This window comes from Streptococcus infantis (assembly GCF_000963255.1).
Lineage (GTDB): Bacteria > Bacillota > Bacilli > Lactobacillales > Streptococcaceae > Streptococcus > Streptococcus nidrosiense.
Genome location: NZ_JYOV01000017.1, coordinates 22,364 through 38,259, shown reverse-complemented (window position 1 = coordinate 38,259; position 15,896 = coordinate 22,364). Strand labels below are relative to the sequence as shown.

Here is a 15,896-nt window from a genome sequence, read left to right as displayed (position 1 = left end):
GATAGAAAATTTCACTGCTTATCATCATTTATGAAAATTTTAGAAATGTTAAGATAAATATATGAAGATTTTCGAAAAAAATTTTTGTAGAATTCGGAAATTAGTTGAAAGTTTTCTTAAAAGATAGTATAATAGATACATAGAAAACGCTTACAATAAAAGGGGGATTCAATGGATAAATTTGAGGCTTTAAGAACTTTTACTAGTGGCGAAAATTTCCATCTTCAACACTATTTAGGTGCGCATCGTGAAGAAAGAGACGGTGAGTATGGCTATACATTCCGTGTCTGGGCGCCAAATGCGCAGGCTGTCCATCTAGTTGGTGATTTTACTAACTGGGTTGAAAATCAAATCCCCATGGTTCGTAATGAATCTGGAGTTTGGGAAGTTTTTACAACTTTAGCTCAAGAAGGACATATTTATAAATATCATATTACTCGTGCTAATGGTCATCAGCTTATGAAGATTGATCCCTTGGCAGTACGCTATGAAGCTCGTCCAGGAACAGGGGCAGTTTTAACAGAAATTCCTGAGAAAAAATGGAAGGACGGTCTCTGGTTAGCTCGCAGAAAACGTTGGGGATTTTTCGAAAGACCGGTCAATATCTATGAGGCACATGCAGGATCTTGGAAGAGAAATCCTGATGGAACACCTTATAGCTTTGCTCAACTCAAAGAAGAGCTCATTCCCTATCTCGTTGAGATGAACTATACTCACATCGAGTTTATGCCTCTGATGGCTCACCCTCTCGGTTTGAGTTGGGGCTATCAGCTCATGGGCTACTTCGCTTTAGAGCATGCCTATGGTCGTCCTGAAGAGTTTCAAGACTTCGTTGAGGAATGTCATATCAACAATATCGGTGTAATTGTGGACTGGGTGCCAGGTCACTTTACAATCAATGATGACGCTTTGGCATACTACGACGGTACACCAACTTTTGAATACCAAGATCATAATAAGGCTAACAACTACGGTTGGGGAGCACTCAACTTCGACCTTGGTAAAAATGAAGTCCAATCTTTCTTGATTTCTAGTATTAAGTTCTGGATTGATTTCTATCACCTAGATGGGATTCGTGTAGATGCCGTAAGTAATATTCTCTATCTAGATTATGACAATGCTCCATGGACACCAAATAAAGACGGTGGCAATCTCAACTATGAAGGATATTATTTCCTACAACGTTTGAACGATGTTATTAAGCTAGCTCATCCGGATGTTATGATGATTGCAGAGGAGTCTTCTTCAGGTACCAAGATTACTGGCATGAAGGAAATGGGTGGACTTGGATTTGACTACAAGTGGAACATGGGTTGGATGAATGATATCCTACGTTTCTACGAAGAAGATCCAATTTACCGCAAGTATGACTTTAATCTTGTGACCTTCAGCTTCATGTATGTCTTTAATGAAAATTATCTCCTACCATTCTCACATGATGAGGTTGTCCACGGTAAGAAGAGTATGATGCATAAGATGTGGGGTGATCGTTACAATCAATTTGCTGGTTTGAGAAACCTCTACACTTATCAAATTTGTCACCCTGGTAAGAAATTACTCTTCATGGGTAGCGAATTTGGTCAATTCTTAGAGTGGAAATCAGAAGAGCAATTAGAGTGGTCTAACCTAGAAGATCCAATGAATGCCAAGATGAAATACTTTACATCACAGTTGAATCAGCTTTATAAAGATCACCGTTGTCTTTGGGAAATTGATACAAGTTACGATGGTATTGAAATCATTGATGCGGATAACAGAGATCAGAGTGTTCTTTCCTTTATCCGTAAGGGCAAGAAAGGCGAGATGCTAGTCTGTGTCTTTAATATGGCACCAGTTGAACGTCCTGATTTTACAATTGGTCTTCCAGTTGCAGGGATTTATGAAGAAATTTGGAATACAGAGTTAGAACAATGGGGTGGTGTGTGGAAAGAGCATAACCAAACAGTTCAAACTCAAGAAGGATTGTGGAAGGATTATGAGCAGACTTTGACATTTACCTTGCCAGCTATGGGAGCAAGTATTTGGAAAATCAAACGTCGCATAAAACCTACTAAAAAAGTCGCTAATAAAACTCAAAAAGGAGTAGAAAATGAAGAATGAAATGCTAGCTTTAATCCTTGCTGGTGGGCAAGGAACTCGTCTCGGTAAACTCACTCAAAGCATTGCTAAACCTGCCGTGCAATTTGGTGGGCGCTACCGTATCATTGACTTCGCTCTTTCAAACTGTGCCAACTCTGGTATCCATAATGTTGGGGTTATTACACAGTATCAACCACTAGCTCTCAATAGCCACATTGGTAATGGTTCTAGTTGGGGTCTAGACGGTATTGACACAGGTGTTTCTATCCTTCAACCCTACTCTGCAAGTGAAGGAAATCGTTGGTTTGAAGGTACAAGTCATGCCATTTACCAAAACATCGACTATATCGACAGTATCAATCCTGAGTATGTTTTGATCCTTTCAGGTGACCATATCTACAAGATGGACTATGATGATATGCTCCAATCACACAAGGACAATAATGCCAGCTTGACAGTTGCTGTCTTGGATGTACCACTAAAAGAAGCTAGCCGTTTTGGTATCATGAATACAGATGCTAATAATCGTATTGTTGAGTTTGAAGAAAAACCAGCTGAACCAAAATCAACTAAGGCATCAATGGGTATCTATATCTTTGACTGGAAACGACTTCGTAATATGCTAGTTGCAGCTGAAAAGGCCAACCTAGATATGTCAGACTTCGGTAAAAATGTTATTCCAAATTATCTTGAAACAGGCGAGAGTGTCTATGCTTATGAATTCAATGGATACTGGAAGGACGTTGGTACTATCGAATCACTCTGGGAAGCAAATATGGAATACATCTCTCCAGAGAATGCTCTAGATAGCCGTAACCGTCAATGGAAGATTTATTCTCGTAACCTTATCGCTCCACCAAACTTTATTGGAGAACATGCTCATGTAGAAGATTCTCTAGTAGTAGATGGATGTTACGTAAATGGTACTGTGAAACATTCTATTCTTTCTACAGCTGCTCAAGTTCGTAAGGGAGCAGAAGTCGTTGATTCTGTCATTATGAGTGGAGCAGTTATCGGTAGAGGTGCTAAAATTACACGTGCTATCATCGGTGAAGGAGCAGTCATTGCCGATGGTGTAGAAATTGATGGTACAGAAGAAGTACAAGTAGTCGGATATAATGAAGTAGTGGGGGTAGCAACAGATGAAGATTGATAAATATTCAGCGATTTTAGGAAATACCGTTGGTTTCCATGATATGTCAACCTTGACAAGTAACCGTCCAGTGGCAACTTTACCATTTGGAGGAAAGTATCGTTTGATTGACTTCCCGCTTTCAAGTTTAGCTAATGCAGGCGTTCGTAGTATCTTTGGAATTTTCCAACAAGATAACATCAGCTCTGTATTTGACCATATTCGTTCAGGACGTGAGTGGGGCTTGAATACACTTCTTAGCCACTACTATCTTGGAATCTACAATACTCGTGTAGAGAGCAGTACTGTTGGAAAAGAGTACTATAAACAACTCTTAACTTACTTAAAACGTTCAGGTTCAGACCAAACAGTTTCCCTGAACTCTGATGTTTTGGTGAATATTGATCTCAATCAAGTTTTCCATTTGCATAATACAACAAAATCACCAATTACAGTTGTTTATAAGAAATTGCCTAAGAAGGTCATTTCAGAAGTAAATGCAATCCTTGATATTGATGAAACTGACCACGTACTTTCACACAAACTCTTTGATAAAAAATCAAACCAAGATTTTTACAACATGTCAACAGATATCTTCGTTGTAGATACTCAATGGTTGATTAAGCGTTTGGAAGAAGAAGCCCAAAAAGAATATCCAGAAAAATTACGGTATGTTCTTCGCGATTTGGCAGCCAAAGAAGGTGCTTTTGCATATGAATACACAGGATACCTAGCCAATATTCATTCAGTAGAAACATATTACCAAGCTAATTTAGATATGCTTGATCAGCATAAATTCTACTCTTTGTTCTCGCCAAATCAAAAGATTCACACTAAAGTTAAAAACGAAGAGCCTACTTACTATGCACCGGGTTCAAAAGTAAACACTTCTCAATTTGCTTCTGGTAGTATCGTTGAAGGCGAAGTGATTAAATCTGTTATTTCGCGTAATGTTCGTATCAATAAAGACAGCTTGGTTAAAGAATCTCTTATCTTCCCTCGCGTTGTCGTTGGAAAAGGTGCACAAGTTGAGTATGCAATTGTTGATAAGGGTGCTGAAATAGCTGAGGGAGTTGTCGTTCGAGGTACAGCAGAAAACCCTGTTATCATCAAAAAAGGCGAAAAAGTAACAGAGGATGTCCTTTCATGAAAATTTTATTTGTAGCAGCAGAGGGAGCTCCCTTTTCAAAAACAGGTGGATTGGGAGACGTTATCGGAGCACTTCCAAAATCATTAGTAAAAGCTGGGCATGAAGTTGCTGTTATCTTACCCTACTATGACATGGTTGAAGCCAAGTTTGGTGATCAAATTGAAGATGTCCTTCAATTTGAAGTCTATGTTGGTTGGCGCAGACAATTTTGTGGAATTAAGAAAACTGTTTTAAACGGTGTTACTTTCTACTTCATCGACAATCAATATTATTTCTTCCGTGGACATGTTTATGGAGATTTCGATGATGGTGAACGTTTTGCCTTCTTCCAACTTGCTGCCCTTGAAGCTATGGAGCGTATCGGATTTATCCCTGATGTCCTCCACGCTCATGACTACCATACAGCAATGATCCCGTTCTTGTTAAAAGAAAAATACAGATGGATTCAAGCTTACCAAGGGATCAAGACTGTTTTGACCATTCATAACTTAGAATTTCAGGGTCAATTTTCTGAGAGTATGCTTTGGGACTTGTTCAGGGTTGGATTTGAGCGCTACGCTGATGGAACAGTTCGTTGGAATGATTGTCTTAACTGGATGAAGGCTGGTATTCTTTATGCTGATCGTGTATCAACCGTGTCACCGAGCTATGCTTATGAGATCATGACTACAGAGTTTGGTTGCGGTATTGATCAGATTCTTCGTATGGAATCTGGTAAGGTTTCAGGTATTGTTAATGGTATTGATACAGATTTGTACAACCCAGAGACGGATGCTTTACTTGAGTATCATTTTAATAAAACTGATTTGTCAGGAAAAGCTCAAAATAAAGCGAAACTTCAAGAAAGAGTTGGTCTTCCAGTACGTCCTGATGTGCCAATGATTGGTATCGTGTCACGTTTGACTCGTCAGAAGGGCTTTGATGTGGTAGTTGAAAGCCTGCATCGTATGCTTCAAGAGGATATTCAAATTGTTCTCTTGGGAACTGGAGATCCAGGATTTGAACAAGCTTTCTCTTGGTTTAGTCAAGTATTCCCAGAAAAACTTTCTGCCAATATTACTTTCGACGTGAAATTAGCTCAAGAGATTTATGCAGCATGTGATATTTTCCTCATGCCAAGTCGTTTTGAACCGTGTGGACTTTCACAAATGATGGCCATGAGATATGGTACACTTCCTTTAGTAAACGAGGTGGGTGGACTTAGAGATACTGTTCAAGCCTTTAATCCAATTGAAGGAACAGGTACAGGCTTTAGCTTTAACAACCTAACTCCATACTGGCTCAACTGGGCATTGCAAACAGCTTTGGATGTTTATCACAACCATCCTGATGTTTGGAAAAATATGCAAGTTCAAGCTATGGAATGTGATTTCTCTTGGGATACAGCCTGCAAGTCATATCTTGATTTGTATCACAGTTTAGCAAACTAAATAGTTAAAATCGTATGATACCTTCATACGATTTTTTGAGATTCTGAAAGTAAGGCAATTATATGAAAAAAATTAAAGGACTCTGTGTACTGGATGTAGATGGGACACTGATAGAAGAAGAGGTTATTGATTTATTAGGGAAAGAGGCAGATTGTGAAGAAGAAGTAGCCCTTCTAACAGCTCAAGCTATGAGGGGAGAACTAGATTTTGAAGAAAGCTTGAGAAAACGAGCTTCTTTATTAAAAGGATTATCTGTAGATACTTTTGATAAGATTTATCATGAACTACATCTTAGTAAAAATGCTATGATATTTATTAACACTCTAAAAAAAAATCAGATAGAAGTGGGTTTAGTTTCGGGTGGATTTACACCTGTTGTTGAAAGAATAGCAAAAGATTTAGGGATTTCATTATTTGCTGCTAATCAACTGGAAATCAGAGATGGCCATTTAACTGGAAATCTTGTTGGTCCTATTATCAGCAGAGAAGTTAAAAAAGAAACCCTAGTAAGATGGGCTGATGAATTAGAGGTACCAATTGATAGAACAATTGCTATTGGAGATGGTGCTAATGATTTAGCGATGTTGAAGAGAGCTGGAATCGGCATTGGCTTCTGTGCCAAAGAAATCGTGAAAGAGGAAATTCCCCTTCAAATTGAAGATAGAGATTTAACAAAAGTATTGAATCTGATAGATTTCCTTTGATTAGAAAGATGAGTGTATGAAAATTGTTATAGCACCTGACTCTTTTAAGGAGAGTCTCCCTGCAAGTGAAGTAGCTAAAGCTATTAAACGAGGTTTTAAAAAGGTTCTACCTGAATCGAAATGTTTGCTCTTACCTGTTGGCGATGGAGGGGAAGGAACAGTAGATGCCATTAAAAATTCACTTGGTCTTGTAGAAAAAACTGCTTTAGTGACGGGTCCCTTTGGAGATGAAGTTCAAATGACTTATGTTCAAAAAGGAGAACTTGCTCTTTTCGAAGTGGCCGATTTAGTTGGGCTTGCTAAAATTCCTGTTGAAAAACGAAATCCACTAAAGATTCAAACAAAGGGGATTGGTCAACTGATCCTATATTTAATCGAACAAGGAATGAAAGAAATCTATATAGGAGTTGGTGGGACATCCAGTAACGATGGTGGGATTGGTATTGCTTCAGGACTTGGTTACCAGTTCTATGACAAAAATGGAGCTGAACTTCTAGCTATTGGTCAGTCTTTGTTTGAAATTACTGATATCTCAAAGGAGAAAGTTATATCTATTCCTTCTGATGTGCGTATCAAAATCTTAGCAGATGTGACCAATCCACTCTGTGGAACTCACGGTGCTACCTATACATTTGGAAAGCAAAAAGGATTAAATCCAGCTCAATTTCAAAAAGTTGATGATGCTATTGAAAACTTTTACCACAAAGTTGCACCTGAAATGTTAAAATTGGATGGTGCTGGAGCAGGTGGTGGTATTGCAGCTGGCTTGTGTGCCTTTGCTGGAGCAGAGATTGTATCTGGTATTCAAACCTGTCTAGATATAATCAATTTTGATAAAAATGTTGCAGATGCAGATCTAGTTATTGTTGGTGAAGGTAGGTTAGATTCTCAAAGTTTATCTGGTAAGGCGCCAATTGGAATAGCAAAAAGAACACCAGATGGTGTTCCAGTTATTGCTATTTGTGGTAGTTTAGCTGAGGATTTACCTCCTTTACCATTTGAGAATGTCATAGCTGCTTTTTCAATATTAGAGAAAAGCGAACCATTAGAAGATAGTTTAAAAAATGCAGCTATCTATTTAGAAGATACAGCTGCAAACATTGGTCAAATTTTAGCTTTGAAGAAAAATTAACCAAACCACTTTTTCCAAAGAGAAGTAGGAGCTTTTTTCATCTCTTTTTCCTGCCATAAGTCTGAAAAGGCCTTTCTGAGGTCTTTTTCACTTGTTTGAACAGGGGCATCGCTATGGATAACTAGGCCAAAAGGAGAAGAGTTATGATCTTCAGAAACGATGGTCGCTTGGCAGTCAGCATCTTTGGATTGTTTCAGATAAAAAACTTGTTTATCAAACTCTACCTGAGGAGAAATTTTGACAAATAGAGGTTGAGTCTCTTTTTTAAAGGTTTCTATAATTGTTAAAAAACCATTTTTAAATTTATCATCATCAGCTGTTTCAAGGTCCGCGTAGCCAAGGACACGTTCTTCAAATGTTCCGAGAAAACGTCTTTGTTCATCAGGATTTAGTTTAAGACCACCATTGGCCTTTTCTAGGATTTGTTTAGATACATCAGTCATAAAAATAGTATATCATAAAATAAAGGAGAAAACAGATGAAAGAAAGCGATTACTTTATAAACTTAAGGAAAATTTGCACAAAGATAACGTTTTTCCTTGAAAAAGGAGTCTTTTTAAGGTATCATAGAGGTGTAAAAAATTTAACTCAATAAGGAGAGTAAAAAATGTCAATTATTACTGATGTTTACGCTCGCGAAGTCCTAGACTCACGCGGTAACCCAACACTTGAAGTAGAAGTTTACACTGAATCAGGTGCTTTCGGACGTGGTATGGTTCCATCAGGAGCTTCTACTGGTGAACACGAAGCAGTTGAACTTCGTGATGGTGACAAATCTCGTTACGGTGGTCTTGGTACACAAAAAGCTGTTGACAACGTAAACAACATCATCGCTGAAGCAATCATCGGCTACGATGTACGTGACCAACAAGCTATCGACCGTGCTATGATCGCACTTGACGGAACTCCTAACAAAGGTAAATTGGGTGCTAACGCAATCCTTGGTGTGTCTATCGCTGTAGCTCGTGCTGCTGCTGACTACCTTGAAATCCCACTTTACAGCTACCTTGGTGGATTCAACACTAAAGTTCTTCCAACTCCAATGATGAACATCATCAACGGTGGTTCTCACTCAGATGCTCCAATCGCTTTCCAAGAATTCATGATCGTACCTGCTGGTGCACCAACATTCAAAGAAGCTCTTCGTTGGGGTGCTGAAATCTTCCACGCTCTTAAGAAAATCCTTAAATCTCGTGGTCTTGAAACAGCCGTAGGTGACGAAGGTGGATTCGCTCCTCGTTTCGAAGGAACTGAAGACGGTGTTGAAACTATCCTTGCTGCTATCGAAGCTGCTGGTTATGTTCCAGGTAAAGACGTATTTATCGGATTTGACTGTGCATCATCAGAATTCTACGATAAAGAACGTAAAGTTTACGACTACACTAAATTCGAAGGTGAAGGAGCAGCTGTTCGTACTTCTGCAGAACAAATCGACTACCTTGAAGAATTGGTAAACAAATACCCAATCATCACTATCGAAGATGGTATGGACGAAAACGACTGGGATGGATGGAAAGCTCTTACTGAACGTCTTGGTGGTAAAGTTCAATTGGTTGGTGATGACTTCTTCGTAACAAACACTGCTTACCTTGAAAGAGGTATCGCTGAAGGCGCTGCTAACTCAATCCTTATCAAAGTTAACCAAATCGGTACTCTTACTGAAACATTCGACGCTATCGAAATGGCTAAAGAAGCTGGTTACACTGCCGTTGTATCACACCGTTCAGGTGAAACTGAAGATTCAACAATCGCTGACATCGCAGTTGCAACTAACGCAGGACAAATCAAGACTGGTTCACTTTCACGTACTGACCGTATCGCTAAATACAACCAATTGCTTCGTATCGAAGATCAACTTGGTGAAGTAGCTGAATACCGTGGATTGAAATCATTCTACAACCTTAAGAAATAAAATAGTTCAGTGAACTATTTTATCCCGAACCTTGAAACTCAAAAGTTCGGCTCTTGATTAAACAAGTTTTAAGCCCATCGGATTTTATCCGAAGGGCTTTTTCTTTGTTCAGGGGGCAAAAAAGGGGCAAAACTTTTGCACAAACAAACTGTATTTTTGCCATTCTAAGTGGGAAATCAAGATTTTTAAGCATATTTTTGGTATAATAATACCCAGGAAAAACTAGAGAAAAGAAGGAGGTAGAGATGGAAAAGTATTTATCGGTTACAACTTTGACCAAGTATTTAAAAATGAAATTCGATAAAGACCCCTACTTGGAACGGGTCTATTTATCTGGTCAAGTCTCTAACTTCCGTAAGCGTCCAACCCATCAGTATTTTTCTCTTAAAGATGACCGAGCGGTTATTCAGGCAACCATTTGGTCAGGTATTTATCAGAAACTAGGTTTTGATTTGGAAGAAGGTATGAAGATCAATGTGGTTGGTCGTGTCCAACTCTATGAGCCAAGTGGAAGCTATTCGATTATTATTGAAAAAGCTGAACCTGATGGTGTTGGTGCCTTGGCTATCCAATTTGAACAACTTAAGAAGAAACTTGCAGAAGAAGGTTTGTTTCAAGAGCGATTTAAACAATCTTTACCACAATTTTCAAAAAAAATAGGTGTGGTAACTAGCCGTAGTGGAGCTGTTATCCAGGATATCATTACAACTGTAAGCAGACGCTTCCCTGGTGTGGAAATTGTCTTATATCCTACTAAAGTTCAAGGTGAGGGTGCTGCAAAGGAGATTGCTCGTAATATAACTCGAGCCAATGAACGTGAGGATTTAGATGTTCTGATTATCGGCCGTGGAGGAGGTTCCATTGAAGATCTTTGGGCCTTTAACGAAGAAATTGTAGTTCGAGCAATTTTTGAATCTCGTTTACCGATTATTTCGAGTGTAGGTCATGAAACAGATGTCACCTTGGCTGATTTTGTTGCTGATAAGAGAGCGGCAACGCCGACAGCTGCTGCTGAACTCGCTACACCAGTAACTAAGTTAGATCTTTTGACCTATCTTCAGAATCAAGAAAAACGCATGACTACAGCGGTTAAGCATAGTTTGTCAAAGAAACAAGAAGCTGTGAGAATCCTCAGTCAATCAGTTATCTTCAGACAACCAGAGCGTTTATATGACGGCTATCTACAACGCTTAGATCAGTTACAGCTGCGACTGAAGCAAGGACTGAATGCCGAATTGGTTCGTAATCAACAAAAGGTGCAAGAACAAGTCCACCGTTTGGAACAATTATCACCAATCATCAAAATCCAGCGTTATCAGGATCATATCCAGCAATTAAAGAAACTGCTGCGAAGCCAGATGGCTGTGACCTATGATGCAAAAGTAGCAGAAGTAAAACGCCTATCAGAAGCTCTCCTTATGCTAGATACTAGTAGAATTGTAGCCAGAGGTTATGCAATTGTCAAAAAAGGAGAAGTCGTAGTCGCTTCTGCGAAAGATTTGAAAGAAAATGACCAAGTATCACTGTTGATGCGAGACGGTCAAGTAGATTTAGAGGTAAGAGATGTCAAAACAAAAGAAATTTGAGGAAAATCTAGCAGAACTTGAAACGATTGTTCAAAGCTTAGAAAATGGTGAAATTGCTTTGGAAGATGCTATTTCTGCATTTCAAAAAGGAATGCTCTTATCCAAAGAATTGCAGGCAACACTTGATAAGGCTGAAAAGACCTTGGTCAAGGTGATGCAAGAAGATGGAACAGAAAGTGAACTGGTATGAACAAGCAGGAAAAACTAGCTTTGGTCGAGTCAGCTCTTGAAGACTTTTATGGCAACCAACAATTTGCGTCCAGTTTAAGAGAAGCTGTTCTTTATTCCATACATGCTGGAGGTAAACGGATTCGTCCATATTTACTTTTAGAAGTTTTGGACTCCTTGCAAGTGCCTATCACTCAGGAACATGCTCAAGTTGCAGCGGCACTAGAAATGATTCATACAGGAAGTTTGATCCATGATGATCTACCTGCTATGGATAATGATGATTATCGCCGAGGACGTTTGACCAATCATAAGGTGTATGGTGAAGCTCTAGCTATTTTAGCAGGGGATGCGCTTTTTTTGGATCCCTATGCTTTAATTGCTCAAGCTGATTTACCGAGTCAAACAAAGGTTGATTTAATAGCTAATTTATCACTTGCTTCTGGAAGTATGGGAATGGTAGCTGGTCAAGTGTTAGATATGGAAGGTGAAGGAAAACACTTGAATTTAGAGGGACTTCAGACTATCCATGCTAATAAGACCGGTAAACTATTAGCCTTTCCTTTCCAAGCTGCTGGTATCATTGCTGGATTGGATGAAAATCTTCAAAAACAGCTTAAAACAGTTGGCGAATTGATTGGCCTGGCTTTCCAAGTGAGAGATGATGTCCTTGATGTAACAGCAAGTTTTGAGGAAATAGGAAAGACACCCCAGAAAGATTTGCAAGCCGAGAAGTCAACATATCCTGCATTGTTGGGATTAGACCAGGCGATAGCGTTTTGCAATCAAACTTTGGATCAAGCTACTGCGAAACTAGAAGAGATTAGTCAAGTTGTGAGTTTTGATAAGGAGCCAATTGTGAAAATAGTAGAAAGTTTGAGAATCAATGGCTAAGGAAAGAGTAGATGTACTAGCTTACAAACAAGGTTTATTTGAAACGAGAGAACAAGCCAAACGAGGTGTTATGGCAGGTTTGGTAGTCGCTGTTTTAAATGGCGAACGATTTGATAAACCAGGAGAAAAAATTCCTGATGATACAGAGTTGAAACTCAAGGGTGAGAAACTTAAGTATGTCAGTCGTGGTGGCTTGAAACTTGAGAAGGCACTAGATATTTTTGATCTATCAGTTGAGGGACAAACGACCATTGATATCGGAGCTTCAACAGGTGGTTTTACTGACGTCATGTTGCAAAATGGTGCTAAACTAGTTTTTGCAGTTGATGTTGGTACTAACCAACTGGCATGGAAATTACGCCAAGACCCTCGTGTTGTCAGTATGGAGCAGTTTAATTTTCGTTATGCGGAAAAAATTGATTTTGAACAGGAACCAAGTTTCGCAAGTATCGATGTCAGTTTTATTTCCTTAGGCCTTATTTTGCCGGCTTTGCACCGTATTTTAGCTGATCAAGGTCAGGTTGTAGCTCTAGTTAAACCTCAATTTGAGGCTGGTCGAGAACAGATTGGTAAAAATGGAATTATCAGAGATGCCAAAGTTCACCAAAATGTTTTAGAATCAGTTACTAAAATGGCAGTTGATGAAGGATTTTCAGTCTTAGGATTGGATTATTCTCCTATTCAAGGTGGTCATGGGAATATCGAGTTTTTAGCCTATTTGCGAAAAGAAGATCACGCAATCAATCAGGTTACTTCTGAAATAGAAAAAATAGTGGAGAAAGCACATAGAGAATTTAAAGATGAATAAAAAAGAGAGACTTGAGAAGATTAGAAGATTTGTTACAGATTATCAAATCGGCACACAGGAAGAAATCGTTGAACACTTGAGAGAAGCAGGTATCTCTGCTACTCAAGCAACAGTCTCCCGAGATATTAAAGAATTAGGTATTGTAAAAATTCCATTGAAAGACAATACTTACATTTATGAATTACCAAAATCAATCGTTAGAAGCTTGCAATTGGCAGAAAACAATATTGTTCATGCTGAACGCATGGGAAATATGATCAATTTGCAAGTCATTCCAGGAAATACTATTTTCGTCAAGAGTCAGTTGATGACTGTTTTTTCTGACCAAATTTTTAGCTGTATTGCTGATGATAATTCCATCTTGATGGTATTGAGAAGTGAAGAAACAGCCAAAGATATTTTTGAGCAAGTTAAAAATTGGTAGGATTATATGTTACTGGAAATTTCGATTAAAAATTTTGCTATCATCGAATCAATTTCTTTGAACTTTGAACAAGGGATGACTGTTTTAACTGGTGAAACAGGTGCGGGTAAATCAATCATTATTGACGCTATGAATATGATGTTAGGAGCTCGAGCTACAACAGAAGTCATTCGTCATGGGGCACCAAAAGCGGAAATTGAAGGTCTTTTTTCAATTGAAAGTAATCGTGCGCTAGAAGAAATTTTTGATGAACAAGGATTAGAATTAAGTGATGAAATCATTATTCGTCGCGAAATTTTACAAAACGGTCGGAGCATCAGTCGTGTCAATGGACAGATGGTTAATCTTTCAGTATTAAGGACGATTGGTCAACAGCTAGTTGATATCCATGGTCAACATGACCAAGAGGAGTTAATGCGCCCACATCGACATATCCAGATGTTGGATGAGTTTGGGGATGCCTCTTTCTTTGAATTAAAAGAAGCCTATCAGACGAGCTTCGATAACTACCGCCGTATGCGCAAGCAAGTGCTTGACATCAAAAAAAATCAGCAGGAACACAAGGCTCGAATTGAAATGTTGGAATTTCAGATGGCTGAGATTGAAGCAGCTAATTTGAAAGCTGGTGAAGATATTGCCCTTAATCAAGAAAGAGACAAACTTCTTAACCATAAACATATCGCCGATACTTTAACAAATGCTTATAGTATGCTTGATAATGAAGAATTTTCAAGCCTTGCAAATGTTCGTTCGGCCATGAATGATATGGAAAGTCTTGAAGAGTTCGATCCAGAGTATCGTGAGATTTCAAACTCCCTTTCTGAATCCTATTATGTTCTAGAAGATATCACCAAGCGCTTGGAATCCATTATTGATGATTTAGATTTTGATGGTAATCGTTTGATGCAGGTTGAAAGCCGACTAGATTTAATTCACACCATTACCCGTAAGTATGGTGGTAGTGTGGATGATGTCCTTGAATACTTTGCCAAGATTACAGATGAATACAATCTTCTAACAGGAAATAATCTATCTTCTGAAGATATGGAAATCGAACTCAAGAAACTTGAAAAAAATCTTGTGGATCTAGCGGGTCAAGTTGCTCAAGCTCGCCATAAAATAGCGCAGGACTTAGAAGCTGAAATCAAGCAAGAATTGCAAGACCTATACATGGAGAAAGCACAATTTCAAGTTCGTTTTAGTCAAGGAAAATTCAGTCGCGAAGGTAATGAGAGTGTTGAATTTTACATTTCAACCAACCCTGGAGAAGATTTTAAACCATTAGTAAAAGTAGCTTCTGGAGGAGAGTTGTCTCGTTTGATGTTGGCTATCAAGTCTGCTTTTTCTCGTAAGGAAGGCAAGACCAGTATCGTCTTTGATGAGGTGGATACGGGAGTTTCAGGTCGTGTAGCTCAAGCCATTGCACAAAAGATTCACAAAATTGGTCAGAACGGACAAGTATTGGCGATTTCTCACCTTCCGCAAGTTATTGCGATTGCAGATTATCAGTTCTTCATCGAAAAGATTAGCAATGAATATTCAACCGTTTCAACAGTTCGCTTGTTGACAGTTGAAGAAAGGATTGAAGAAGTCGCTAAGATGTTGGCTGGAGAGAATGTAACAGAAGCAGCATTGACTCAAGCAAGAGAATTATTACAAAGTAAGGAGAAATAAATGACAGACTATTATGTAATTGGTGATGTCCACGGAAAAGCTGGAATGTTAGAAGATTTACTTAAAACATGGGATGGCAAGACTCAATTACTTTTTCTTGGAGATTTGATTGATAGAGGAGAAGATAGTCGCCGTGTTCTTGAAATGGTCAAGGATTTGGTAGATAACCAAGGAGCCATCTGCTTATCAGGGAACCACGAGTATATGTTTTTAACTTGGTTGGATAATCCTGAAGAAAGTTATGACCACTATCGTCGAAATGGTGGGGATACAACTATTAATTCTATTTTGGGACGCCCACTGGATGCACCAGTAGATGGAGTAGCAGATGCAAAGCGTGTTGAGACAGAAGCAGCAGACTTAGTGGAGTTTATCCGTCAGATGCCTTTTGTCATTGAAACGGAAAAGTATATCTTTGTTCATGCCGGTATTGATTTGACTTTGGAGGATTGGCACGATACTACTGACTATAAGAAGGTATGGCTCAGAAAACCATTCCACGAAGCAGCCAATCATACTGGAAAAACCATTGTCTTTGGACATACACCAGTCTATGGTTTGTTGGATCAAAAACCTGGTACATCTGAACTTTGGATGACAGAAGACGGTAAGATTGGAATGGATGGAGGAGCTGTTTACGGTGGTGTCCTTCACGGTATTGTCTTTACCGACCAAGGTATGACAGAACATTACTTCATTGAAAATGACGGCTTTGTTGCTGAAGATTAGTACTCCTAACAGGGTATGGTCTTGTCAAAATGTTAAAAACAATTTATAATTAATAGATACCCTGAAAGGAAGAG

At 38.8% G+C, this 15,896-nt stretch carries 15 protein-coding genes; 14 read left to right on the top strand and 1 reads right to left on the bottom strand.

Annotated elements, in window-relative coordinates; all coding sequences use genetic code 11:
* Nucleotides 1-171 precede the first annotated feature (171 nt).
* The 6 genes from glgB to TZ96_RS06650 all read left to right on the top strand — a co-directional run bounded on the left by glgB (nt 172) and on the right by TZ96_RS06650 (nt 7,627).
* Nucleotides 172-2,100 carry a 1,4-alpha-glucan branching protein GlgB gene (gene glgB, locus TZ96_RS06675; RefSeq protein ID WP_045763413.1) on the top strand — a complete coding sequence of 643 codons (1,929 nt, stop codon included), beginning with the start codon at nt 172-174 and terminating at the stop codon, nt 2,098-2,100.
* Complete coding sequence (locus TZ96_RS06670) at nt 2,090-3,232, top strand: glucose-1-phosphate adenylyltransferase (protein WP_006151163.1); 1,143 nt, start codon at nt 2,090-2,092, stop codon at nt 3,230-3,232. Before glgB ends, TZ96_RS06670 begins: the two co-directional genes overlap by 11 nt.
* Entirely contained in the window at nt 3,222-4,361 is a 1,140-nt protein-coding gene (gene glgD / locus TZ96_RS06665; RefSeq protein ID WP_045763412.1) for a glucose-1-phosphate adenylyltransferase subunit GlgD, read from the top strand. The genes TZ96_RS06670 and glgD overlap by 11 nt, the downstream gene beginning before the upstream one ends.
* Nucleotides 4,358-5,791 carry a glycogen synthase GlgA gene (gene glgA, locus TZ96_RS06660; protein WP_045763411.1) on the top strand — a complete coding sequence of 478 codons (1,434 nt, stop codon included), beginning with the start codon at nt 4,358-4,360 and terminating at the stop codon, nt 5,789-5,791. Before glgD ends, glgA begins: the two co-directional genes overlap by 4 nt.
* A gap of 62 nt (nt 5,792-5,853) precedes the next feature.
* Nucleotides 5,854-6,495, top strand: a complete 642-nt coding sequence (serB, locus tag TZ96_RS06655) for a phosphoserine phosphatase SerB (protein ID WP_045763410.1) — start codon at nt 5,854-5,856, stop codon at nt 6,493-6,495.
* Between the two features lie 16 nt (nt 6,496-6,511).
* Nucleotides 6,512-7,627, top strand: a complete 1,116-nt coding sequence (locus TZ96_RS06650; RefSeq protein WP_045763409.1) for a glycerate kinase — start codon at nt 6,512-6,514, stop codon at nt 7,625-7,627.
* On the opposite strand, the gene TZ96_RS06645 is transcribed toward TZ96_RS06650, so the two are convergent.
* A complete protein-coding gene (locus TZ96_RS06645; protein WP_045763408.1) occupies nt 7,624-8,070 on the bottom strand; it encodes a DUF1694 domain-containing protein in 447 nt (148 codons plus the stop codon). The two genes, TZ96_RS06650 and TZ96_RS06645, sit on opposite strands and share 4 nt — an antisense overlap.
* A 164-nt stretch (nt 8,071-8,234) precedes the next feature.
* On the opposite strand from TZ96_RS06645, the gene eno reads away from it, so the two are divergent.
* From eno to TZ96_RS06605, 8 genes are all read left to right on the top strand, one after another.
* Complete coding sequence (gene eno, locus TZ96_RS06640) at nt 8,235-9,539, top strand: surface-displayed alpha-enolase (RefSeq protein WP_000022825.1); 1,305 nt, start codon at nt 8,235-8,237, stop codon at nt 9,537-9,539.
* 245 nt (nt 9,540-9,784) lie between these two features.
* Nucleotides 9,785-11,125 carry an exodeoxyribonuclease VII large subunit gene (gene xseA, locus TZ96_RS06635; RefSeq protein WP_045763407.1) on the top strand — a complete coding sequence of 447 codons (1,341 nt, stop codon included), beginning with the start codon at nt 9,785-9,787 and terminating at the stop codon, nt 11,123-11,125.
* A complete protein-coding gene (locus tag TZ96_RS06630) occupies nt 11,103-11,315 on the top strand; it encodes an exodeoxyribonuclease VII small subunit (protein ID WP_000043228.1) in 213 nt (70 codons plus the stop codon). The genes xseA and TZ96_RS06630 overlap by 23 nt, the downstream gene beginning before the upstream one ends.
* Entirely contained in the window at nt 11,312-12,187 is an 876-nt protein-coding gene (locus TZ96_RS06625) for a polyprenyl synthetase family protein (protein WP_045763406.1), read from the top strand. The genes TZ96_RS06630 and TZ96_RS06625 overlap by 4 nt, the downstream gene beginning before the upstream one ends.
* Nucleotides 12,180-12,995: a TlyA family RNA methyltransferase gene (locus TZ96_RS06620; protein ID WP_045763405.1), complete on the top strand. Its 816-nt coding sequence runs from the start codon at nt 12,180-12,182 to the stop codon at nt 12,993-12,995. The genes TZ96_RS06625 and TZ96_RS06620 overlap by 8 nt, the downstream gene beginning before the upstream one ends.
* Nucleotides 12,988-13,419, top strand: a complete 432-nt coding sequence (locus tag TZ96_RS06615) for an arginine repressor (protein ID WP_045763404.1) — start codon at nt 12,988-12,990, stop codon at nt 13,417-13,419. Before TZ96_RS06620 ends, TZ96_RS06615 begins: the two co-directional genes overlap by 8 nt.
* Nucleotides 13,420-13,425: 6 nt before the next feature.
* Nucleotides 13,426-15,093 carry a DNA repair protein RecN gene (gene recN / locus TZ96_RS06610; RefSeq protein WP_045763403.1) on the top strand — a complete coding sequence of 556 codons (1,668 nt, stop codon included), beginning with the start codon at nt 13,426-13,428 and terminating at the stop codon, nt 15,091-15,093.
* Nucleotides 15,094-15,822, top strand: a complete 729-nt coding sequence (locus tag TZ96_RS06605) for a metallophosphoesterase family protein (RefSeq protein WP_045763402.1) — start codon at nt 15,094-15,096, stop codon at nt 15,820-15,822. It begins immediately after the preceding gene.
* The last annotated feature ends 74 nt before the right edge of the window (nt 15,823-15,896 follow it).